The organism is Burkholderia sp. Bp9090, from assembly GCF_003857985.1.
Lineage (GTDB): Bacteria > Pseudomonadota > Gammaproteobacteria > Burkholderiales > Burkholderiaceae > Burkholderia.
Genome location: NZ_QTPV01000006.1, coordinates 188,818 through 210,327 on the forward strand (window position 1 = coordinate 188,818; position 21,510 = coordinate 210,327).

The 21,510-nt window shown below is 70.0% G+C and carries 15 protein-coding genes; 8 read left to right on the forward strand and 7 right to left on the reverse strand.

Features of this window, described 5'->3' with window-relative positions; translation table 11 throughout:
• The first annotated feature begins 16 nt into the window (after positions 1-16).
• The 3 genes from DIE16_RS08680 (at position 17) to DIE16_RS08690 (ending at position 2,911) form a co-directional block, all read left to right on the forward strand.
• On the forward strand, positions 17-418 hold the full coding sequence (locus tag DIE16_RS08680; protein ID WP_124522027.1) for a hypothetical protein: 402 nt from the start codon (positions 17-19) through the stop codon (positions 416-418).
• A gap of 247 nt (positions 419-665) precedes the next feature.
• Positions 666-2,450, forward strand: a complete 1,785-nt coding sequence (locus tag DIE16_RS08685; protein WP_124892108.1) for a nitrite/sulfite reductase — start codon at positions 666-668, stop codon at positions 2,448-2,450.
• Positions 2,447-2,911 carry a DUF934 domain-containing protein gene (locus tag DIE16_RS08690; RefSeq protein WP_124892109.1) on the forward strand — a complete coding sequence of 155 codons (465 nt, stop codon included), beginning with the start codon at positions 2,447-2,449 and terminating at the stop codon, positions 2,909-2,911. Before DIE16_RS08685 ends, DIE16_RS08690 begins: the two co-directional genes overlap by 4 nt.
• A 73-nt stretch (positions 2,912-2,984) precedes the next feature.
• Here DIE16_RS08690 and DIE16_RS08695 read toward each other — a convergent pair whose 3' ends face one another.
• The 3 genes from DIE16_RS08695 to DIE16_RS08705 all read right to left on the reverse strand — a co-directional run bounded on the left by DIE16_RS08695 (position 2,985) and on the right by DIE16_RS08705 (position 8,166).
• Complete coding sequence (locus tag DIE16_RS08695) at positions 2,985-4,262, reverse strand: virulence factor family protein (RefSeq protein ID WP_124667962.1); 1,278 nt, start codon at positions 4,260-4,262, stop codon at positions 2,985-2,987.
• Complete coding sequence (gene mprF / locus DIE16_RS08700; protein ID WP_124892110.1) at positions 4,259-6,853, reverse strand: bifunctional lysylphosphatidylglycerol flippase/synthetase MprF; 2,595 nt, start codon at positions 6,851-6,853, stop codon at positions 4,259-4,261. The genes DIE16_RS08695 and mprF overlap by 4 nt, the downstream gene beginning before the upstream one ends.
• A 374-nt stretch (positions 6,854-7,227) precedes the next feature.
• Entirely contained in the window at positions 7,228-8,166 is a 939-nt protein-coding gene (locus tag DIE16_RS08705; RefSeq protein WP_124892139.1) for a LysR family transcriptional regulator, read from the reverse strand.
• Between the two features lie 97 nt (positions 8,167-8,263).
• On the opposite strand from DIE16_RS08705, the gene DIE16_RS08710 reads away from it, so the two are divergent.
• Together DIE16_RS08710 and DIE16_RS08715 are read left to right on the forward strand one after the other, a co-directional pair.
• Positions 8,264-8,704, forward strand: coding sequence for a heme-binding protein (locus tag DIE16_RS08710; RefSeq protein ID WP_124484645.1), 441 nt, complete (start codon positions 8,264-8,266; stop codon positions 8,702-8,704).
• Positions 8,705-8,708: 4 nt separating this feature from the next.
• Entirely contained in the window at positions 8,709-9,485 is a 777-nt protein-coding gene (locus tag DIE16_RS08715) for an SDR family oxidoreductase (RefSeq protein ID WP_124892111.1), read from the forward strand.
• Positions 9,486-9,660: 175 nt separating this feature from the next.
• Here the strand turns inward: DIE16_RS08715 and DIE16_RS08720 are convergent, their stop codons facing one another.
• The 4 genes from DIE16_RS08720 to DIE16_RS08735 are packed head-to-tail and all read right to left on the reverse strand — an operon-like array spanning position 9,661 to position 18,171.
• Complete coding sequence (locus DIE16_RS08720) at positions 9,661-13,848, reverse strand: bifunctional nitrate reductase/sulfite reductase flavoprotein subunit alpha (protein WP_124892112.1); 4,188 nt, start codon at positions 13,846-13,848, stop codon at positions 9,661-9,663.
• A 16-nt stretch (positions 13,849-13,864) separates the two neighbouring features.
• On the reverse strand, positions 13,865-14,212 hold the full coding sequence (gene nirD, locus DIE16_RS08725) for a nitrite reductase small subunit NirD (protein ID WP_124484642.1): 348 nt from the start codon (positions 14,210-14,212) through the stop codon (positions 13,865-13,867).
• A gap of 38 nt (positions 14,213-14,250) precedes the next feature.
• Positions 14,251-16,824 (reverse strand): nitrite reductase large subunit NirB, encoded by a 2,574-nt coding sequence (gene nirB, locus DIE16_RS08730; protein WP_124892113.1) that lies wholly within the window; start codon positions 16,822-16,824, stop codon positions 14,251-14,253.
• Positions 16,825-16,845: 21 nt separating this feature from the next.
• On the reverse strand, positions 16,846-18,171 hold the full coding sequence (locus DIE16_RS08735; protein WP_124522042.1) for an MFS transporter: 1,326 nt from the start codon (positions 18,169-18,171) through the stop codon (positions 16,846-16,848).
• Positions 18,172-18,874: 703 nt separating this feature from the next.
• Here DIE16_RS08735 and cobA point away from each other — a divergent pair.
• From cobA to DIE16_RS08755, 3 genes are all read left to right on the forward strand, one after another.
• Positions 18,875-19,636 carry a uroporphyrinogen-III C-methyltransferase gene (gene cobA, locus DIE16_RS08745; RefSeq protein ID WP_124892114.1) on the forward strand — a complete coding sequence of 254 codons (762 nt, stop codon included), beginning with the start codon at positions 18,875-18,877 and terminating at the stop codon, positions 19,634-19,636.
• A 171-nt stretch (positions 19,637-19,807) separates the two neighbouring features.
• Positions 19,808-20,404: an ANTAR domain-containing response regulator gene (locus DIE16_RS08750; protein WP_124645930.1), complete on the forward strand. Its 597-nt coding sequence runs from the start codon at positions 19,808-19,810 to the stop codon at positions 20,402-20,404.
• A 5-nt stretch (positions 20,405-20,409) separates the two neighbouring features.
• Positions 20,410-21,453 carry a CmpA/NrtA family ABC transporter substrate-binding protein gene (locus DIE16_RS08755; protein WP_124522048.1) on the forward strand — a complete coding sequence of 348 codons (1,044 nt, stop codon included), beginning with the start codon at positions 20,410-20,412 and terminating at the stop codon, positions 21,451-21,453.
• The last annotated feature ends 57 nt before the right edge of the window (positions 21,454-21,510 follow it).

Below are 21,510 nucleotides of genomic sequence, written 5' to 3' on the forward strand. Positions count from 1 at the left end.
TCCTTCACGATTGCCCATGAGCCAACTGCCCTACCTCGATCACGACGCGTTGCTGAAACTGGCGGCCGAAGCGGCACACGTTACGCAGCCGTGCACGTGCACGAGAACCTCGCTCGCCGGCTGGACGACCCTGCCGCTGTCGCTGCAGGACACGCAACTGACCGAAGTGGCCACGCTTGCGCCGCCCGGCGAGACCGAGCCGACCTACGACGAATATCATCCGGCCGGCACGCGCTATGCGTCGGACGACGCGCCGATCGCACCGCGCCACTTTCCGTACAACCGCTGCAACGTCAGCCGCTGCGTATCGTGCGGCCGGCTCTATCTGCGCTATCAGGAAGGCGGCGGCTACTTCATCGACCAGCGCATCCGCGCGCTCGATCCGGCGTTGATCGTCGACGCACCGGCGCAAGCCTGAACCCGACGCGGGGCATACGCAACGCATGCCCCGGCACACAACGGCGCGCTCCGCCGATCTGCTGCGTCCTTTCCATTCCGATCCGCGCCGTTTCCGCTCCGATCTGCTGCGCCGTTTCCGCTCCGATCTGCTGCTTGTCCCGCCGCCCCGCGTTCCCTACGCTGTCCCTGTTGCCCGACACCCGTCGCAACGTCCCCTCCCGAGCGGCGCGCGCCCCTGCGCCGCCGCTCCTCTCGCGTATCACGTCATGTACCGATATACCGATTTCGACCGGGCGCTCGTGCACAGCCGCGCCGCCCAGTTCCGCGACCAGCTCGAACGCTGGCAGCACGGCACGCTGAGCGAGGATGCGTTCCGGCCGTTGCGCCTGCAGAACGGCTGGTACGTGCAGCGCCATGCGCCGATGCTGCGCGTGGCCGTGCCGTACGGCGAACTGTCGAGCGGGCAGCTGCGCGTGCTCGCCCGTATCGCACGCGACTACGACGTGCCCGACGACGCCACCTACCGCGCCGCCTGCGACGCGCAGGCGCAGCTCGGCACGCTGCGCCTGCCGACCCGCAACGCGCACTTCACGACCCGCACCAACGTGCAGTTCAACTGGATTCCGCTCGCGAGGGCGGCCGACGTGATGGACTTGCTCGCGACCGTCGACATGCACGGGATCCAGACGAGCGGCAATTGCATCCGCAACATTTCGTGCGACGAGCGTGCGGGCGTCGCGCCGGACGAGATCGCCGATCCGCGCCCGTTCGCCGAGGTGATGCGCCAGTGGACGACACTGCATCCGGAATTCGCGTTCCTGCCGCGCAAGTTCAAGATCGCGATCACCGGCGCGGCCGAGGACCGTGCGGCGACCGACTGGCACGACGTCGGGCTGAAACTCGTGCGCAACGACGCGGGCGAACTCGGCTTTCGCGTGAGCGCCGGCGGCGGCATGGGCCGCACGCCGCTGATCGCGACGCTGCTGCGCGCGTTCCTGCCGTGGCAGCAGGTGATGAACTACATCGAGGCGATCGTCCGCGTGTACAACCGCTACGGTCGGCGCGACAACAAGTACAAGGCGCGCATCAAGATCCTCGTGAAGAGCGAGGGACAGCGCTATATCGACGACGTCGAGGAAGAATTCCGCCAGATCGTCGAGCATGACGGCGGCCCGCACACGATCCCGCAGGCTGAGTTCGACCGCATCGCCGCATCGTTCGTGCCGCCGCGCCTCGAGCGCCGCACGCTCGACCCGCACGACATCGAAGCGCGCATGGCCGCGCACGCCAGCCGCCATCCGGCCTTCGCGCGCTGGCTCGCGCGCAATGTCGCAGCGCATCGCGACCCGGCGCTGCGCATCGTCACGCTGTCGTTCAAGCGCCGCCTGCAGGCGCCCGGCGACGCGTCGCCCGAGCAGCTCGACGCGCTCGCCGAACTCGCCGAGCGCTTCTCGGCCGGCGAGGCACGCGTCACGCATACTCAGAACGTGGTGCTGCCGTGGGTGCACGTCGACGACCTGTTCCTGCTGTGGGAGCAAGCGCGCGCGATCGGCCTTGCCAGCGCAAACGTCGGACTCCTGACCGACATGATCGCGTGCCCGGGCGGCGATTTCTGCGCGCTCGCGAACGCGCGCTCGATCCCGATCGCCGATGCGATCGCCGAGCGGTTCCAGGATCTCGACATGCTGCACGACGTCGGCGACATCGACCTGCACATCAGCGGCTGCATCAACTCCTGCGGCCATCATCACAGCGGGCACATCGGCATCCTCGGCGTCGACAAGGACGGCGCCGAGTGGTACCAGGTGACGCTCGGCGGCTCGGACGGCTCGAGCGCGAGCGGCCCCGCTCGGCCGGGCAAGGTGATCGGCCCGTCGTTCTCGGCGGACGAGATCGTCGATGTCGTCGACGCGCTCGTCAATGTCTATCTCGACGCGCGGCTCGACGCCGACGGCCGCAGCGAACGATTCATCGACACGGTGCGCCGCATCGGCGCCGAGCCCTTCAAGGCCGCGGCCAACGACGCCCGTCACCAGGCGGAGCACGCATGACACCGACCGACGCACACGCCAGCACGAACGTACGCATCCGCCTGCTGACGCCGGCCGAACACGCCGACGATACGAATGCGCCGGACACCGCGACCCGCACGATCCTGACGATCGGCAACGACGAGGAACTGCGGCCGCTCGCCGCACGCATCGCGCAGGCCGCGCGCATCGACCTGCACTTCCCGTCCTTCACCGACGGCCGCGCATACAGCCAGGCCTATCTGCTGCGCAAGCGCTTCGGCTTCGCCGGCGACCTTCGGGCGACCGGCGACGTGCTGGTCGATCAGTTGCTGTTGATGGAGCGCACCGGGTTTTCGAGCGCGGTGCTCGGCGCCGATGCCGATCTGGCCGCCGCGCGCCGGCAGCTCGACCGGTTTCCCGGCTTCTATCAGCGCGATGCGAGAACGGCGGCGCAGCGGCAGGACGCGGCGCCGCAAGTCGAGACGCAAGCCGGGAAATGAAAACGGGCGGCCCGCAGGCCGCCCGTCCGATGAACCGCAAGCGCCGCGCCCGCCACGCAGCGGGCGCCGGCGTTCAGCGCGCCGCCACCGGCTTGCCGAACGCGCCGAGGATCTTCTTCTCGAGCGCGATGTAGTCGTGGCCGAAGTGGTGGTCGCCGCCCGTCTTGATCACGTCGGCACCGGTGTTCGCGAGCGCCGGACACATCGTGTCCTTCTCTTCCGCGCCGTAGAAGCACTGCACGAGCTGCGGCGGCACCTTCGCGATTTCCGGCGCGACCTTCATCGCCTTGTCGCTCGCCGGCATCCCGAGCCAGCCCGTCACGCGGATCTGGAAATCCGCCGCCGGCGCGAAGCCGAGCAGCGACATCACCGCGACCTTGTCACGCAGGTCGGCCGGCAGCCGGTTGTACGCGAACGGCATCACGTCCGCGCCGAACGAGTAGCCGACCAGCGCCACTCGGTTCGCATGCCAGCGCGCCATGTAGGTGCGCATCACGCGCGCCAGGTCGCGGCTCACCTGCGCAGGCGGCTTCTCGCTCCAGAAGTAGCGCAGGCTGTCGATGCCGACCACCGCCACGCCGTCGCGCTGCAGCGCCTCGGCGATCGTCTTGTCGAGATCGCGCCAGCCGCCGTCGCCCGAGATCACGATCGCGAGGCGGTCGCTGCCGCCCTTGGCCGGCAGCTCGACGAGCGGCAGGTCCGACACGTCGAGCTCGTCGGTGCTGCTGGTGTCGTGCAGGTGCGACGTGACGAGCGACACGAGCGTCGCGGTGTCGCCGGCCGCGGCCGTTTCGACGAAGCCCGGCATCGCGCGGCGCACGATCGTCGGATCGGGCGGGCACGGCTTGAAGCGCGCATCGAGCTTCGCCGCCGGCGCGACCGAAGCGACACCGGCGATCGTGTTCTCCGGCGCCATCGACAGGATCTGCTTCGCGATCGCGCCGCCCTGGCCCACGCCCGCGACGATCGGCGTGTAGTAACGCGCCGATTGCGCGAGGCGTTCGAGCTGGTGGCTGACCGCTTCGGCATCGCCGTCGAGGTGGTGACAGGTTTCCTGCTTCGCGGCGAGGTTCGCCGCATAGCGCTCCGAATCCACCCCGACCGTCATCGCGCCCGCTTTAGCGAGTGCGTCGGCCGCCTGCTGGTCGGCGGCGCCCCAGCCCCGCCCGCGCGAAAACAGGACGACGAAGCCGCGCAGCGGGCCGCCCGGCTTCGTCACGGTCACGGGGCCGTAGCGGCCGCCCGACACGGTTTCCGGTTGCGCCGCGGCCTGCGCCGCGAACGCCGCGCCGGCCAGCATCATTCCCGCGCAGGCGACTGCCGCCCGCGCGATACCCTTCTTCAACATCATGAACGCCGACCTCCAGCCAGCAGGGACAGATCCGCGAGCGTGACGAACACGCCGACCGAGCCCGAGGCCGCGAGATAGCGCGGCTCCCAGTGCGGCTCGAACTTGCTCTTGAATGCACGCAAGCCGCGGAAGTTGTAGAAGCGGCCGCCGAAGCGCCAGACCATCAGCCCGAACCGGTGCCACGGCGACGGCATCTTCGCCGCCCCCATCCCCGAGAACGGAGCGATGCCCAGGCTCAGCTTGCGGAACCCCGCTTCCTTCAGATGCAGCGCGAGCTGCGTAAACAGATACTCCATCGCATACGGCGACGCGTCCGGCAGATGACGCATCACGCCGACCGTCGCCTCGGTGTTGAGGTCGGTCGTCATGAACGTGACGAACGCGATCGGCTTGTCGGCCTGGCGCACGAGCATCACCGACTGCGTCGCGAGATAGCCGTCGTGGAACGCGGCCACCGAGAAGCTCTTCTCGCGCGCGTCGCGGCTGTCGAGCCAGCCGTCGGAGATGTCGCGCAGCGACGGCAGCGCGGCCGGCACGTCGCGCGGCGCGATCACCTCGACCGTCAGCGCGTCCTTGTCGCCGCGGCGCAGCGCATAGCGCAGGTGCGACCGATTCGAACCCTTCAGGTCGAACCGGTCGAGCGCGATGTGCGCTTCCTCGCCGAGCTTCATCAGCGTGAGCCCCGCGTCGAGATACAGCGGCAGCGCGTTCGCGCGCACCTGGTAGAACGCCGCGCGGCCGCTGTGCGCGTGCGCCAGCGCGATGAACTTGCCGATCAGCGCCGGCCATTCCTCGCGCGGGCCGACCGGATCGTGCAGCGCGGCCCACGTGCGGCCGTTCTTCGCATACATCAGGAACGCGCGGCGCGATTCGGAGAACAGGAACGACTTGTCGCCCATCAGCGCGAGGCCCGCATCGCTGCACTCCTGCGCGCGGATGATCTGCTCCGCGTCGATCAGGTCCTGCTCGGCGGGCTTCACGAAACGCCCGGGCGCCGGCCGCAGCAGTTGCCACAGCGCGAACATCGCGACGAACACGCCGGCCGCCAGCGTCGCGCGCAGCGCCCGCGGCGCGCGCTCGTCGAACGCGAAATGCGACCACAGATCGCGCGTGTAAGGCACGTCGCGGAACGCGAAGCACAGCACCCACACGGCGAGCACGAGCACCATCGTCACCGACACGAACCAGCTCACCGTGAAGCGCTCGGCGAGCAGCGACGAATGCCGGTTGAAGCGGCGGCGGCTGACGAGCAGCAGCACCAGCAGCGTGCCGAGCACGCCGGCCTCGACGAACGCGAGGCCCTTGGCCAGCGACAGCGCGAGGCTCGCGAGCGTCAGCGCGAAAGTCATCCACCATGCGCCGTCGAGCCGGCGCAACAGCCCGCGCGCGACGAACAGCAACGCGACGCCCAGCACGCTGCAGATCACCTGCGAGCCTTCGAGCACCCACAGCGGCACGATGTTGCGCAGGATCGCGATCCGGTGCCAGAACGCGGGCGTCGCGCTCGAGATCACCAGCATCCCGCCGACCGCGAAGGTCACGAGGCTCAGGAACAGCGGCGCCAGCTGCGACACGCGCGCGGCCTGCCGCGTCACGAGCCGGCGGCGCAGCGCGCGGCCCTCGAACCCGGCCAGCAGGCCGGCCGACAGCACGAGCGGCACGCCGAAGTAGATCGCGCGATAGGCGATCAGCGCGGCGACCATCGCGTGCGCCGGCACTTCGCGGCCCAGCGTGAAGACCATCGCGGCCTCGAACACGCCGATCCCGCCCGGCGTATGGCCGATCATCCCGAGCAGCAGCGCGGCCGCGTACACGGTGATGAAAGTCGGCAAGCCGACTGGAGCGGACGGCAACAGCACCCACAGCGTCAGGCCCGCGGCCACGACGTCGAGCACCGCATAGACGACCTGGGCGACGAGGTCGCGCCGCGCCGGCACGTCGAACGCGAGCCATTTGAAGCGCGTGACGACCGGGCGCGCGACGTTGCCGCACAGCATCGTCATGACGGCCAGCACCACGAGCAGCGCGGCGCCGCTCCACGTCAGCACGCCGGGCGCGACATGCAGCATCGCGGCGAGCGTCTGCGGCACGCTGACCATGCCGACCGCCGTCATCAGCACCAGTGCGAGCGCGAGCGTGCCGCTGGTGAAGACGGTCATCCGGCCGATCTGCGCGGGGGTGACGCCCGACACGCCGTACACGCGCGCGCGCACGGCGCCGCCCGTCAGCGCGCCGAAGCCGGTCGCATTGCCGAGCGCGGAGCCGGCGATCGCGCCGATCCACAGCGCGGCGCGCGGCACTTTCGCGGCGACGTAGCGCAGGCCGACCGCATCGCGGGCGACGAGCGCGAGATAGCTGAGGGCCGTCGCGGCCAGCGACGCGCCCCACTCGCCCGCGGACAGGTGGCGCAGTTGGCGGATCACCGACCGGTAGTCGACGGATTCGGACAGGTGCTGGAACACCACGATCAGCAGCAGGCCGATGCCGAGCGCGAGCAGCGGCGACAGCACGCGCTCGTTGCGGATCAGTGTCGCGACACGGGCGATCGCTGCCGCGGCACGGCCGGGCTGGCCAGGGTGGCGGGAAGACATAGAGTGTTCAGTGGTGGTGCGTAGCTTGTCGCGGCGCAGGGTGGCCTCGCGGCGACGAATCTGGTTGTTCTGCGTGGGCGGTCGGCCTGGGACGAAGCCAGGCGGCGCCTGAATCAGAAATTACGAGTATACGGATTTTATATTACAGAATCTTTCGATCCCGTACTGAGCGGTTCGGGCGCGGCGGTCGCATCAACGACGCGTCAAATTCATGCGCAAGGTGCGCATCATACCGGGAACCGCGGGGAATTTTTCGTCGAATGAACGACTTGCGACGCTTTTGGGAGAAATTCTCCCGGCCCGACCGAGCCCGCGAGAGCAAACCCGCGACCGGCGCGGGATTCGGGGAATGGGGACGGATCGCCGTGCCCGCCTTACGGTCCCGTTGTCGCGCCGTCATCGTGCCAGTCGGCGCCTGCCCGCTCCCGCAGTATGTCGATGAATGCGCGCAGCTTCGCCGGCACGTGCTTGCGATTCACGTAATAGAGCCACATCGGCGGCAGCGTCCGGCACGCGCCCGGCAGCACCTCGACGAGCGTGCCGTCGCGCAGGTCCGCGTCGATGCGCTCGCGCATGAACGCGAACGCGATGCCGACGCCCTCGCGCGCGGCATCGATCACCGCATCCGCGTCGTTCGTCACGAGCACGCCTTCCGGGTCGAGATCGACGTCGCGGCGCCCGTCGTGCAGCAGCCACTTGTGCAGGCGCCCGCTCTCCGAAAACCGGAACCGGATGCACGCATGGCGCGCCAGCTCGGCGATCGATGCGGGCGTGCCGTGCCGCGCCAGATAGCCGGGTGATGCGACCAGCGCGCAGGTCAGCGCGGGCGCGATCCGCACGCCGATCATGTCGGGCTGCAGCCGGTCGGCAAGACGAATCCCCGCGTCGAAACCCTCCTTCGCGATATCGACCAGCTCGTTCTCGTAGCGGATTTCGAGCCGGACCTTCGGATAGCGCGCGCGGAACGCGGCCAGTATCGGCGGGATCACGAGCGAACGCGCGAGCGGCAGCGCCGTGACGCGCAACAATCCGCCCGGCTCGCTGCGCACCTCCTTCAGCGCGTCGCGCGCCTGCATGACCTGCCGGTACGCAGGCTCCGTCTGCTGCCGGTAATGCTGGCCGGCTTCGGTCAGGCTCACGCCGCGCGTGCTGCGGTTGAACAGTTTCACGTTCAGTTCGCCTTCGAGCTGGCCGATCGCAAGGCTGACGGCAGCCGGCGTCAGGCCGAGCGCGGCGGCAGCACGCGTGAAGTTGCCGGCCGTCGCGACCGTCATGAACACGTGCAGCCCGGCCATCGGATCGCGTCTGCTCATCATTAAAAAAACTTGAAACTCCTTCGAGTGGAATGCCGATTCTCCCATATACAAGAACTACCTACACTGGCCCCGTCGTCTTCCACCGGAGCATCGAATGAATCCGCATCACAGCCCCGCCCTGCCGCTCGCAGCCGTCCGGCAGACGATCGAAGCCGCGCTCGCGCAGGCCGCGTCCCTGCAGGTCGCCGGTGTGTCGATCGCGATCGTCGACGCCGGCGCGAACCTGCTCGCATTCATCCGCACCGACGATTGCTTTCTCGGTGCGATCGACCTCGCGCAACGCAAGGCGCTGACGGCGATCCGCTTCCGCGCATCGACCGCCTCGCTCGGCGCGATGTCCGGCGACGGCCCGCTGCGCGGGATCGAGCACAGCCACGGCGGGCTCGTCACGTTCGGCGGCGGCGAGCCGCTCGTCGACGGCGACGGGCGCTGCGTCGGCGCGATCGGCATATCGGGCGGCAGCGTCGAGCAGGACGACGCGATCGCGCGACATTGCCGCGATCGCTTTCACGCAACCTTTCCCACCTCGAGGTAAGCACATGGCACAGAAACGCATCCTCATCACCGGCGCGGGCAGCGGCTTCGGCCGCGAAGTCGCGCTGCGGCTCGCACAACACGGTCACGCGGTCACGGCCGGCGTGCGCACGACCGCCGAGATCGACGCGCTGACGGACGCCGCCGCGCAGCGCGGCACGGCACTGCGCGCGACAAAGCTCGACGTGACGTCCGCCTACGACCGCGCCCGCGCGGCCGAATTCGAAGTCGACGTGCTCGTGAACAACGCGGGCGTCGGCGAAGCCGGCGCGCTGGTCGACCTGCCGGTCGAGATCGTGCGCGAGCTGTTCGACGTCAACCTGTTCGGGCCGCTCGAACTCACGCAGCAGATCGCCCGCGGCATGCTCGCGCGCGGGCACGGCAAGATCGTGTTCGTGTCGTCGATCGCGGGGTTGATCACGGGGCCGTTCACGGGCGCCTATTGCGCGTCGAAGCACGCGGTCGAATCGGTCGCCGAGGCGATGCACGCGGAGCTGGCGCCGCACGGCATCCGTGTCGCGGTCGTGAACCCGGGCCCGTACAGCACCGGCTTCAACGACCGCATGATGGAAACGCCACGGCGCTGGCGCGATCCGGCCGTCCACACGGTGACGCCCGAGCGCCTGACCTTCCCGCTCGAGCAGCACGATCCGGAGGAAATGATCGCGAAGATGGTCGACGTGATCGAAAACGACGGCGGCGCATTCCGCAACCTGCTGCCGCAGTCGTCGGAAGCGTTCGTGCGCGCCGAGCAGGCGCGCGCGTGGGACCGGCAGCAGTGACGCAGGCCGGCGTCGGCAGGCGGGTCACGCAGGAACGCCCTGCCCGCCGCCCGGCCTGTCGCGTACGACGTTCGCCGTCGATGACCTTCCCGACGGCGCGAACCGTCGCGGGTCAATGCGTCGCCGAAGCCGGGCTCGCAACCGGGCGGGCCGCGTCGAGCCGCGCCGAGCGCGCTCAGTACACGTCCCGCATGTAGCGCCGCGCCTTCGAGAGCTTCGCGACGTAGTCGTTCGCGGCTTCGTCCGACATCCCGCCGTGCTCGGCGACGACCGCCTTCAGCGCGGTATCGACGTCCTTGGCCATCCGCGCGGCGTCGCCGCACACGTAGAAGTGCGCGCCTTCCTCCAGCCACTTGTACAGCTCGGCGCCCTGCTCGCGCATCCGGTCCTGCACGTAGATCTTGTCGGCCTGGTCGCGCGAGAACGCGAGATCGAGCCGCGTCAGGAAGCCGCTGTCGCGCATCGCGCTCAGTTCGTCGCCGTAGTAGAAGTCGGTCTGCGCATGCTGCTCGCCGAAGAACAGCCAGTTGCGGCCGCGCGCGCCGCGCGCCTGCCGCTCGTGCAGGAAGCCGCGGAACGGCGCGACGCCGGTGCCGGGCCCGACCATCACGACCGGCACGTCGCCGTTCACCGGCGGCCGGAAATGCGCGGACTTCTGCACGAACACCGGCACGCGGCCGTCGTCCGCGCGATCGGCGAGGAACGTCGACGCGACGCCTTTGCGCGCGCGGCGGCCATTGTGATAACGCACGGCCGACACCGTCAGGTGAATCTCGCCCGGGTGCGCGCTCGGGCTCGACGCGATCGAATACAGGCGCGGCTGCAGCCGCTTCAGCATCCCGACCAGCTCCGCGCCCGACAGCTCGACCGGGAATTCGTGCAGCACGTCCGCGAGCTGTTGCCCCCACAACCATTGCTTCAGGTCGGCCTTGCGATCGTCGCCGAGCAGCGCCTTCAGCGCGCCGTTCGCGCTGCGCGACGCGATGAACGCGAGCGTGTCGGGATGCGGGCGCGTGATGTCGAAGTGGCGCGCCAGCGCATCGCCGAGCCGCATGTCGCCGACGCCCGCGACCGACACGGGGGCGTCGGCCTTCAGCGCGGTGACCGACAGCAGCTCGTCGACCAGCTCCGGGCAGTTGGTCGGCCACACGCCGAGCGCGTCGCCGGTTTCGTATTCGAGGTTCGCGCCTTCGGTCGACAGCGACACGTAGCGCGTGTCCTTCGCGGCGCCCGGCCGGTTGAGCCGCAGGTTCGCGACGAGCTTCGACGGCGCCGGATGCGCCTTGGTCGGCAGCAGCCCCGACGCGCTCATCCCGGCGGTCGGCACCGCATGCAGCGCCGCATCCGCTTCCTTGATCCGGGCGACCACGCGCTCGAGCCACTGGTCGGCATCGCGCTGGAACTCGACGTCGCAATCGACGCGCGCGCACAGGCGCGCCGCGCCGAGTTCCGCGAGCCTTGCATCGAGCCGGCGGCCGTGCCCGCAGAACTGGTCGTAGTTGCGATCGCCGAACGCGAGCACCGCGAAGTGCACGCCGTCGAGGCGCGCGGCGCTGCCGGCCTGCAGCGCGTCCCAGAACTCGCTGCCGTTGTCGGGCGCGTCGCCGTCGCCGAACGTGCTCGTCATCAGCAGCACGTATTGCGCGCCGGCCAGCGACGCGACCGGATAGTCGGACATGCACGCGGTGCGGATCTCGAAGCCGGCGTTCATCAGCTGCGTCGCGTAGTCCTCGGTCAGCGATTCGATGTTGCCGGTCTGCGACGCCCACAGCAGCACGACCTTCGGGCGCGTGCGCACGATCCGCACGCCGCCGGGCGCGGCGGCCTCGGCCGACAGTGCGGGCACAGCGCCTTCCGCGGTGTGGGCCGGCACCGCTCGGCTGAACAGCCCCGCCAGCATCCCGTCGAGCCAGAACCGCACCGGCGGCGTGAGCGGCGCGCCGGCCGGCAGCACCGGCACGCCGCCATCGCGCCGGCCGGCGCTCGCCTTCAGCCCGCTGACGAGGCCGGCCACGTACAGGCGCTCCGCGTCGGTGAGCGGCGGCGGCGCGAGATCGGCCACGCCGAGCGCGGCCGCGAAAGTGTCGAGGTCTGCCATGTCGGATTCCTGTGAAGCCGTGATCTGCGCCGCCGCCGGCACGGGCCGCGCGTCGCCGGCGGCGGCATCGGGTCGCGCCGTGTCGTCGGCGGCGGACGCGAACGCGTCCGTGTCGACGCGCGCGAGCGCGACCGCGCAATACTTCAGTTCGGGTTGCTGCGATTCCGGATCGATCGCGTCGTTCGTCACCGCGTTGATGCACAGGTCCTCGCCGTACACGTCGTTCCAGTGCATCGGCGCGAAGCAGTTGCCGCGTTGCACGCGCTCGGTCACGACGGCCGGCAGCACGGCGCGGCCGCGCGCCGAGCGAATCTCGACGCTGTCCTTCGTGGCGATGCCGAGCGCGCTCGCGTCGTCCGGATGCAGTTCGACGAACGGGCGCGGATTGAGCTTGTTCAGCATCGCGACCTTGCCCGTCTTCGTCATCGTGTGCCATTGATGCTGCAGCCGGCCGGTGTTCAGCACGATCGGGAACGTATCGTCCGGCAGCTCGGCCGGATCGACGTGCGGCCGAGCGAAAAAGCGCGCCTTGCCCGACGGCGTCGGGAACGCGAGGCGCGGCGCAGCGCCGCCGTCGGCTGCCGCGCGCGGCGTCTGGCTCACGCCGTCGTTCAGGTAGCGGACCGGGTGCCGCTCGCGCGCGGTGCCCGGCGCGACCGGCCATTGCACCGGGCCCTCGCGCAGCGCCGCATGGCTCGCGCCGCGCAGGTCGTAGCCGGTCGCCGGATTCGAAAAGCGCACGATCTCGTCGAACACGTCGGCCGCCGACGCATAGTCGAACGCATCGCCGAAACCCATCTCGCGCGCGACTTCCGCGACGATGCGCCAGTCCGGCAGCGCGTCGCCGGGCGGCGCAACCGCGGCGCGCATCAGCGTCATGTTGCGTTCGGAGTTGATCATCACGCCGTCGCCCTCGGCCCACAGCGCGCCGGGCAGCAGGATGTCCGCGTAGCGGTTGGTCTCGGTGTCGAGGAATGCGTCCTGCGCGATCACGAGCTCCGCGGCCTGCAGCCCGGCGATCACGTTCTGCCGGTTCGGCACGGTCGCGACCGGATTCGTGCAGACGATCCAGCACGCCTTGATGTCGCCGGCCGCCATCCGTTCGAACAGGTCGACGGTGCCGCGGCCGGCGTCCTTGCGCAGCGTGCCGGCCGGCACGCGCCACAGGTGTTCGACGAAGCGCCGGTCGTCGTCGGACAGCACCGAGCGCTGGCCCGGCAGCCCGGGCCCCATGTAGCCCATCTCGCGCCCGCCCATCGCGTTCGGCTGGCCGGTCAGCGAGAACGGCCCGCTGCCAGGCCGGCAGATCGTGCCCGTCGCGAGATGCAGGTTGCAGATCGCGTTGGTGTTCCACACGCCGTGCGTGCTCTGGTTGAGACCCATCGTCCAGCAGCTCATCCATTCCTGCGCGTCGCCGATCCATTGCGCGGCCGTGCGGATGTCGGCTTCGGCGAGGCCAGTGATTTCGGCGACGCGTTCGGGCGTGTAGTCGGCGAGGAACGCGGGCATCGCGTCCCAGCCTTCGGTGTACGCATCGATGAACGCGGCATCGATGCGGCCGTTCGCATGCAGCAGGTGCAGCAATCCGTTCGTCAGCGCGAGATCGGTGCCCGGCCGGATCTGCAGGAACAGGTCGGCCTTGTCGGCGGTGCCGGTGCGGCGCGGATCGACGACGATCAGCTTCGCGCCGGCCTTCACGCGATCCATCATCCGCAGGAACAGGATCGGGTGGCAGTCGGCCATGTTCGCGCCGATCACGAAGAACAGGTTCGCGCGATCGAAGTCCTGGTACGAGCCGGGCGGGCCGTCCGCGCCGAGCGACTGCTTGTAGCCGGTGCCCGCGCTCGCCATGCACAGGCGCGAGTTCGACTCGATGTTGTTGGTGCCGACGAAGCCCTTCGCGAGCTTGTTCACGAGGTATTGCGCCTCGATCGACATCTGCCCCGACACGTAGAACGACAGCGCGTCGGGCCCGTGCGCGTCGAGCACCGCGCGCAGCCGCCGCGCGGTCTCGGCGATCGCGTCGCGGGCCGGCAGCGGCACGAGGTCGTCCTCGCGCGCGCGCCGCACGAACGCGCGGTCGAGCCGCCCCGAGCGGCGCAGCGCGACATGCGCCGACGAACCCTTCGTGCACAGCCGTCCGAAGTTGGCCGGATGGTCGGAGTCGCCCGATACCTTGACGACTTCGTCATCCTCGACGTGCAGCACCATCCCGCAGCCGACGCCGCAGTACGGGCACACGCTCTTGACGGGGGTGGCGCTCATGCGTGCTCCGGGGCGTTCAGGCGGCGATCCATACGAAGCCGTCCTCGACCCGCGACGGATACGCGTTCACCGACTGCTCGGGCGCTTCGAGGCATTCGCCGGTCCGCAAGTCGAAATGCTGCTTGTACAGCGGCGACGCAACCACCACGCGCTCGCCGAGGCTGCCGATCAGCCCGCGCGACATCACCGCCGCCTGCGACACCGGGTCGACGTTGTCGATCGCGAACACGCCGCCTGCTTCGGCATGCGCGACGTGAAAAACCGCGACCTGCTCGCCGTTGACGAGCGCGCACACGCCGGTGTTCGGCACGATGTCGTCGAGCGGGCACACGCGGGTCCAGGACAGGGGATGACGATCGTTCATGATGGGCTCCTTGGAAAAGACGCTGGTGTCGGTCGAAGTCACACGGTGGCGGGTTCGGCGACGACGGGAATCGCAACGGGCCTGCCGCCCGCGCGCTCGGCCGGCGTGGCAGGCCGGATCTGGCCGCGCGTCTCGACGAATGCGATGGTCGTGTCCGGCGCGTCGCTGTTCACGAAGTGGCGGAAGCGCTTGCGCGTGTCCGGGTCTGTGACGGCCTTCTTCCATTCGCATTCGTAGGTGTCGACCACGTGCTGCATGTCGGCCTCGAGTTCGGCCGCGATCCCGAGCTTGTCGTGCACGACGACGTCGGTCAGGTAGTCGAGCCCGCCTTCGAGGTTGTCGCGCCACACGCTGGTGCGCTGCAGCCGGTCGGCGGTGCGCACGTAGAACATCAGGAAGCGGTCGATGTAGCGGATCAGCGTGGCGCGGTCGAGGTCGGACGCGAGCAGTTCCGCGTGGCGCGGCTTCATCCCGCCGTTGCCGCATACGTACAGGTTCCAGCCCTTCTCGGTCGCGATGATCCCGACGTCCTTGCCTTGCGCTTCCGCGCACTCGCGCGTGCAGCCCGACACGCCGAACTTGATCTTGTGCGGCGCGCGCAGGCCCTTGTAGCGGTTCTCGAGATCGATCGCGAGGCCGACCGAATCGTCGACGCCGTAGCGGCACCACGTCGAGCCGACGCACGACTTCACGGTACGAAGCGCCTTGCCGTACGCATGCCCCGATTCGAAGCCGGCCGCGATCAGTTCTTCCCAGATCGACGGCAGCTGCTCGACGCGCGCGCCGAACAGGTCGACGCGCTGGCCGCCGGTGATCTTCGTGTAGAGCCCGTACTTCTTCGCGACCTGGCCCACCGCGATCAGCCCTTCCGGCGTCACCTCGCCGCCCGGCATGCGCGGCACGACCGAGTACGTGCCGTCGCGCTGGATGTTCGCGAGGTAGTAGTCGTTCGAATCCTGCAGCCCCGCGTGCTCCTTCTTCAGCACGAACTCGTTGAAGCACGACGCGAGGATGCCCGCCACCGCCGGCTTGCACACGTCGCAGCCGAGCCCGTGGCCGTGCTTCGCGAGCAGTGCGTCGAAGGTCGTGATGCGCTCGACGCGGATCAGGTGGAACAGCTCCTGGCGCGAATACGGGAAGTGCTCGCACAGATGGTTGTTGACCGCGAGGCCCTGCTTCTTCATCTCGGCCTTCATGATCTGCGTGACGAGCGGCACGCAGCCGCCGCACGACGTGCCCGCGCCCGTGCACGACTTCAGTGCGCCCAGGCTCGTCGCGCCGTCGGCCACCGCCGCGCAGATCTGCGACTTCGACACGTTGTTGCACGAGCAGATCTGCGCGCCTTCCGGCAATGCGTCGACGCCGAGCGCGGGCTTCGCCGCGCCGTCCGACGACGGCAGGATTAGGAATTCCGGCGACTCGGGCAGCTCGATGCGGTTCAGCATCATCTGCAGCAGCGTGCCGTATTCGGCCGCGTCGCCGACCATCACCGCGCCGTGCAGGAACTTGCCGCAGTCCGATACCACCAGCTTCTTGTAGACCTGGCGGCGCTCGTCCGCGTACTGGTAGGTGCGGCTGCCGGCCGTCGCGCCGTGCGCGTCGCCGATGCTCGCGACGTCGACGCCCATCAGCTTCAGCTTGGTGCTCATGTCGGCGCCGGCGAATGCGGCGTCGGCCGCTTCTTCCGGGGCACCGCCGAGCTGCTTCGCGACCACGCGCGCCATGTCGTAGCCCGGTGCGACGAGCCCGTACACCATCCCGTTCCAGGCCGCGCATTCGCCGATCGCGTAGATGTCGGCGTCGCTCGTGCGGCACGCGTCGTCGATCGCGACGCCGCCGCGCGGGCCGATTTCGAGGCCGCACGCTCGCGCCAGTTCGTCGCGTGCGCGGATGCCGGCCGAGAACACGATCATGTCGGCATCGAGATGCGAACCGTCGGCGAACGCCATCCGGTGCGTACCTTCCTCGCCGTCGACGATTTCGAGCGTGTTCTTGCCCGTATGCACGGTCACCCCGAGCGCCTCGATCTTCGCGCGCAGCATCCGGCCGCCGCCGTCGTCGACCTGCACCGCCATCAGCCGCGGCGCGAATTCGACGACGTGCGTGTCGAGCCCCATGTCGCGCAGCGCCTTCGCGCATTCGAGGCCGAGCAGCCCGCCGCCGATCACCACGCCGCGCTTCGCGTGCGTGCCGCACGCCTGCATCGCTTCGAGATCCTCGATCGTCCGGTACACGAAGCAGCCCGCGCGATCGCGCCCCGGCACCGGCGGCACGAACGGACGCGAGCCCGTCGCGAGCACCAGCTTGTCGTACGCGAGCGTTTCGCCAGACGCGAGCGTGACCGTGTGCGCGGCACGGTCGATCGATGCGACCCGGGCGTTCAGCCGCAGGTCGAACTGCGGATGACGCTCGAAGAAGCCGGGTTCGACGAGCGACAGGTCGTCGGCCGACTTGCCCGCGAAGAATTCCGACAGGTGCACGCGGTCGTACGCCGGGCGCGGTTCCTCGCCGAGCACCGTGACCTGCAGCGCGCCCGCCGCGCCGGCTTGCGCGGCGACGCATTCGAGGAGCTTGTGGCCGACCATCCCATGGCCGATGACGATGAGTTTCATGATGACGTTTCCTTCGGTCGATCAGTTCGCGGCGCCGGCGGCGGCGAGCGCGCGGTCGCGCAGCTCGGCCTCGCGTGCCTTGTGTTCCTCGCTGAAGCGCACGGCCATCGCGCACAGCGCGGTCGCGGTGACGGCGAGCCCGAGCAGGCTCAGCGTGTGCTGCACGTCGCCGACGCCCTTCAGCAGGAACGCCGCGGCCACCGCGCCGACGTTGCCGCCCGCGCCGACGATCCCCGCGACGCCGCCGAGCGCCTTGCGGTCGATGAACGGCACCAGCGCATAGGTCGCGCCGCAAGCCATGTGCGTGAAGAGGCCGAAGGTCAGCATCGCGACGAGCGCCATGCCGATGCCTTGCGCATGCGAGAACCAGACCAGCCCGAGCCCTTCGCCGACGATCAGCGCGCACAGCAGCGTCGCGCGCACGTCGAGGCTGCGGCGCGCGGCGATCTTGTCGGACAGCCAGCCGCCGAGCGCGCGGGCGAACAGCGCGAGCAGCCCGAACATCCCGACCGCGAAGCCCGCGTCCTTCAGCGACAGCTTGAAGTGATCGACGTAGTACAGCGCGGCGATGTTGTGGATGAACACCTCGACGCCGAAGCACGCGCCGTACGTGACGAACAGCATCCACACGCGATAGTTGCCGCACGCGGCGAAGAAGCTCGCCCAGCCGCCCTTCTTGCCGCTGTCGACCGTCACGCCCTGCTTGCGCAGCGCGACGAAGTCGCCTTGCGGGCAGTCTTGCGTGAAGCGCCAGTACGCCCAGGCCATCGCGAGCATCGCGACGCCCGGCACGACGAGCGCGATGCGCCACGACGCGTCGTCGCCGAAGCCGAGCATCAGGCCGGCCGCTACGAGCAGCGGCATCATCGCCTGCGTCGCGCCCGCGCCCGCGTTGCCCCAGCCGGCGGTGGTCGCGTTCGCGGTGCCGACCACGTTCGGCGCGAACATCACCGACGTGTGGTACTGCGTGATCACGAAGCCCGCGCCGATCGCGCCGATGCCGAGCCGGCAGATCAGGAACGTCACATAGTCGTGCGAGAACGACACCGCGAACACCGGAATCGCGCCGAGCGCGAGCAGCCCGACATACACGCGGCGCGGGCCGAAGCGGTCGCACATCGGGCCGACCAGCAGCCGCACGGCGATCGTCGCGGCCACCGCGGCGATGTTGATGTTCGCGACCTGTGCCGCGGTGAGATGGAACTCGCGTGCAATCAGCGGCATCAGCGGCGCGCATGCGAACCACGCGAAGAAGCATACGAAGAACGCCATCCACGTCATGTGGAACGCGCGCATCGGCGCGGTGCGGAAGCTGAAGAGATCGATACGGGTAGCTTTGTCGGTCATGTCATCCGCCAAACGAAAAACGGCGTCCTGCACACCCGGTCTCGTCGAGACCCGATGTGTAGGACGCCGTTGCCCATGAAGCCCGTTGCCGGGCGCGTCGGTAATCGGTACTGCGGACGAATCGCCATTGACCCGCCCGAGCCAGCTTACGCAAACGCCGTGCCATATCGGCCCGAATCGCACCTGCAGCCCCGCCGCACAAGGCTCGCCGGCCGTTGCACGCGTCGCTGCACGACGCCGCGCATGATGCGTCGGGATGCAGCGAGGCACAGATACGGTGCGCTGCAGCACTGTCGCCGTGCGACATCGCGGTGCGCGTGGACGGGGCCGCGATGCACGCCGATGCGGCATCGCGTGCGCCGCGGCCCCGCGGCCGCATGCGGGCCGGCGTCCGTCGTGGCGGTCGCGCCGTGTGTATCGCCGCACTTATTGCCGCATTTGTCGCCACGTCTGTTGCCGCGCTCGCCGCCCGGTTCGAGCAGGTTGGCCCGGATATTGCTGATTCCGGACCACACCGGCAACGGCGCCGGTGGGCAGTCCCCGCAAGTCGGGCCCGCCGTTGCAGGCGGGCGCAACAGATCAGGACAACGACGTCCCCCCGTGCCCGGCACGGCCGGATGTCGCGATCGCGTCGACCGCCCGCCGCCGCCGCAAGCAACAATGCGTTATCGATCGCCGCACGCACGCGGCACTGGAACACGACATGACGACTGGAAAAGTCACGCTGCTGGGCGCCGGGCCCGGCGATCCCGATCTCCTCACACTGAAGGCCGTGAAGGCGCTGGCGGCCGCCGACGTGCTGCTGCTCGACGATCTCGTCGCGCCCGGCATCGTCGAACTCGCGCCGCACGCGCGCGTGATCCGCGTCGGCAAGCGCGGCGGTTGCCGCTCCACGCCGCAGGCGTTCATCGAGAAACTGATGCGCCGCTATGCGCTGCGCGGCGCGCACGTCGTGCGCGTCAAGGGCGGCGACGCGCTGCTGTTCGGCCGCGCCGGCGAGGAACTCGCGACGCTGCGCGCCGCCGCGATTCCCGTCGACATCGTCAACGGCATCTCGTCGGGCTTCGCGGCCGCCGCGAGCCTCGGCATCTCGCTCACGCACCGCGAGCACTGCCAGGGCGTCACGTTCGTCACCGCACATCGCCAAGACCACGGCGAACCCGACTGGGCGGCGCTCGCGGCGACCGGCACCACGCTCGCGATCTACATGGGCATGAGCCGCGTGGCCAGCATCGCGGCGGGGCTGCTCGCCGCCTTGCCCGCGTCGACGCCGGCCGCCGCCGTGCAGTGGGCCGGCACGCCGCACGAGCGCCGCTGGGCAGGCACGCTCGGCGGCCTCGCGCGCGGCGTCGCGGCGGCCGGGCTCGGCAGCCCGGCCGTGATGCTGGTCGGCGCGGCGATCGGCGAAACCGCCGTGCAGTGCGCCGACGCCGCCGGCGAGGCGCTCCTGTCGCGGGCGGCGTAGCATGGGTCACGTCACGCGGCACCGTCCGCACGCCCGTTCCGCTCACCGCGGCCGCGTTCGCGCCGGCTGCCGGGGATGCATGCGCGAGGTTCCGCGCACATCGACTTCCGCCCGCACCCCGCAACCCCCGTTCAACCCTTGCACCGAAGCCGGTCCGTCCCCGTTCGCGTCATGAGTTCGTCCGCCCCGCCCGCACGCCTGCGCGTGCTGCTCGTCACCGACACCGACAAGCCGATCGGCGAACTCGGCGACGCGCTCGCGCGCCTTGGCTACGAGATGCTCAACGACGTCGCGACGCCCGCGCGCCTGCCCGCGGCCGTCGAGGAGCAGCGCCCCGACGTCGTGATCATCGATACCGATTCGCCGTCGCGCGACACGCTCGAGCAACTGGCCGTGATGCACGCGACCGCGCCGCGCCCCGTGCTGATGTTCAGTCACGATGCCGACCAGGCGCTGATTCACGCGGCGGTCGGCGCCGGCGTCAGTGCGTATCTCGTCGAGGGCCTGTCGGCCGAGCGCCTCGCGCCGATCCTCGAAGTCGCGCTTGCGCGCTTCTCGCACGACGATGCGCTGCGCCGCCGGCTCGCCGACGTCGAGCGCGAGCTCGCCGAACGCAAGCTGATCGATCGCGCGAAGCGCCTGCTGATGGATCAGCGCAGGCTGTCCGAGCACGATGCGTATGCGTTGCTGCGCAAGCGCGCGATGGACCAGGGCCTGCGCATCGTCGACGTCGCGCGGCAACTGCTCGATGCGTCCCAACCGTCATGAATGCCATGAACCCTTCGCCTCCCGCCGCGCCGGAACGCGCGCATCTTCGTCTCGGGTTCGTCGCGCTGAGCGACGCGGCCCCGCTGATCGTCGCGCAGCAGCTGAATCTCGGCGCGCGCCACGGCCTGACGCTGGAACTGAGCCGCCAGCCGTCCTGGGCCGCCGTGCGCGACAAGCTGCTGAGCGGCGAACTCGACGCCGCGCACGCGCTGTACGGGCTCGTGTGCGGGCTGCAGCTCGGCATCGGCGGCCCGCAGGCCGACATGGCCGCGCTGATGGTGCTGAACCGCAACGGCCAGGCGATCACGTTCGCCCGCGGCCTCGCCGACGCCTACCGCGCCAGCGGCGACGTCCGCGCGGCGCTCGCGACGCTCGGACGCAAGCCGCTGCTCGCGCAGACCTTCCCGACCGGCACGCATGCGATGTGGCTGAACCACTGGCTCGCGTCGCACGGCATCGATCCGCTGCGCGACGTGCGCAGCGTCGTGATTCCGCCGCCCGAGATGGTCGCGGCGCTCGCGAGCGGCGAACTCGACGGCTTCTGCGCGGGCGAGCCGTGGCACGCGGTGGCCGAAGCGTGCGGCGCGGGCCGGACCGTCGCCGTCACCAGCGAGATCTGGCCCGATCATCCGGAGAAGGTGCTCGCGGCCCGGCGCGATTTCGTCGCGCTGTATCCGGCCACCGCGCGCGCGCTGATCCGCACGCTCGTCGATGCGTGCGCGTGGCTCGACAGCGCCGCGCACCGTCGCGACGCGGCCGGCTGGCTCGCGTCGCCCGATGCGCTCGGCGTGCCGGCCCGGCTGATCGCGCCGCGCCTGCTCGGCGACTACGGCCCCGGGCCGTTCGCGCAGCCGCCGCTGCCGATCCGTTTCCACGACGGCGGCGCCGTGAACCGGCCGGATCCGCAGGAAGGCCGGTGGTTCCTGTTGCAATACCGCCGCTGGGGCATGCTCGACGGCACGCACGACGACGCGGCCATCGCCGCGGCGATCGCGCAGACGGCGTTGTATGATGCTGCGGTCGCCGAAGGTGGTGCGGCGGACCGGTGATCCCGGCACGGATGCCGGGGCCGCCGCGCAGCACCATGCCGCGCCCCGCGGAATGCC

Bases quoted from the DNA above. Each gene is read 5' to 3' on its own strand.
- DIE16_RS08680 (WP_124522027.1), top strand. From the start codon at position 17: ATGAGCCAACTGCCCTACCTCGATCACGACGCGTTGCTGAAACTGGCG.
- DIE16_RS08685 (WP_124892108.1), top strand. From the start codon at position 666: ATGTACCGATATACCGATTTCGACCGGGCGCTCGTGCACAGCCGCGCC.
- DIE16_RS08690 (WP_124892109.1), top strand. From the start codon at position 2,447: ATGACACCGACCGACGCACACGCCAGCACGAACGTACGCATCCGCCTG.
- DIE16_RS08695 (WP_124667962.1), bottom strand. From the start codon at position 4,262: ATGATGTTGAAGAAGGGTATCGCGCGGGCGGCAGTCGCCTGCGCGGGA.
- mprF (WP_124892110.1), bottom strand. From the start codon at position 6,853: ATGTCTTCCCGCCACCCTGGCCAGCCCGGCCGTGCCGCGGCAGCGATC.
- DIE16_RS08705 (WP_124892139.1), bottom strand. From the start codon at position 8,166: ATGAGCAGACGCGATCCGATGGCCGGGCTGCACGTGTTCATGACGGTC.
- DIE16_RS08710 (WP_124484645.1), top strand. From the start codon at position 8,264: ATGAATCCGCATCACAGCCCCGCCCTGCCGCTCGCAGCCGTCCGGCAG.
- DIE16_RS08715 (WP_124892111.1), top strand. From the start codon at position 8,709: ATGGCACAGAAACGCATCCTCATCACCGGCGCGGGCAGCGGCTTCGGC.
- DIE16_RS08720 (WP_124892112.1), bottom strand. From the start codon at position 13,848: ATGAGCGCCACCCCCGTCAAGAGCGTGTGCCCGTACTGCGGCGTCGGC.
- nirD (WP_124484642.1), bottom strand. From the start codon at position 14,212: ATGAACGATCGTCATCCCCTGTCCTGGACCCGCGTGTGCCCGCTCGAC.
- nirB (WP_124892113.1), bottom strand. From the start codon at position 16,824: ATGAAACTCATCGTCATCGGCCATGGGATGGTCGGCCACAAGCTCCTC.
- DIE16_RS08735 (WP_124522042.1), bottom strand. From the start codon at position 18,171: ATGACCGACAAAGCTACCCGTATCGATCTCTTCAGCTTCCGCACCGCG.
- cobA (WP_124892114.1), top strand. From the start codon at position 18,875: ATGACGACTGGAAAAGTCACGCTGCTGGGCGCCGGGCCCGGCGATCCC.
- DIE16_RS08750 (WP_124645930.1), top strand. From the start codon at position 19,808: ATGAGTTCGTCCGCCCCGCCCGCACGCCTGCGCGTGCTGCTCGTCACC.
- DIE16_RS08755 (WP_124522048.1), top strand. From the start codon at position 20,410: ATGAACCCTTCGCCTCCCGCCGCGCCGGAACGCGCGCATCTTCGTCTC.